Genomic DNA, 627 nt, shown 5'->3' with positions numbered 1-627 from the left:
TACGATGTCTTTGCCGAGCGGTTAGCCTGCCAAGACTATGTGGCGCGTGCCACCGCACGGGCGGCGTTCAAGAAGGCATATGCCGACCAGATTGCGCATTTCGGGGCCGCCGACGCCAAACGCGCGGCGGGCTCTGCATGATGCTTCGCCAACTCAACTCATTCTATAAGGAGACGGACCATGCCCGACGCAACTGCCTATCCTGAAATCGTGTCGAAAGACGCTTGGTTGGAGGCGCGCAAGGCGCTTCTGGCGCAAGAAAAGAGGATCACGCGTGAACGCGATGCGGTCAACGCCATGCGGCGACGGCTGCCGATGGTTCGCATGGAGAAGGACTACACATTTGAAGGACCCCAGGGCGCACTGACGCTGCGCGATCTTTTCGGCGATGCGCACCAATTGTTTATCGGCCATTTCATGTTTGATCCCGAATGGGATAACGGCTGTTCGAGTTGCACTCATCTGGCAGATGAGATCTCGTCAAATCATCTTGAGCATCTTCACGATGGCGATACTGCATTCGCCTATGTCTCACGCGCGCCGATCGCTAAAATTGAAGCCTACAAGGCCAAGCGTGGCTGGACATTCCCCTGGGTGTCGTCCTTTGGCAGCGACTTCAACTATGAT

1 protein-coding gene is annotated in these 627 nt (G+C 56.5%); it reads left to right on the top strand.

Features of this window, described 5'->3' with window-relative positions; all coding sequences use genetic code 11:
- Window positions 1–180: 180 nt before the first annotated feature.
- Window positions 181–627, top strand: a 447-nt coding sequence (locus tag SLH47_RS26310; RefSeq protein ID WP_320244107.1) for a DUF899 family protein, incomplete at its 3' end; no start/stop codon positions are given.

Origin of the sequence: Cognatiyoonia sp. IB215182, assembly GCF_033963905.1 — a bacterium.
Taxonomy (GTDB): Bacteria; Pseudomonadota; Alphaproteobacteria; order Rhodobacterales; family Rhodobacteraceae; genus Yoonia.
Note: the sequence above shows the minus strand (reverse complement) of the source record. Positions and strands in the feature narration are given on the sequence as shown.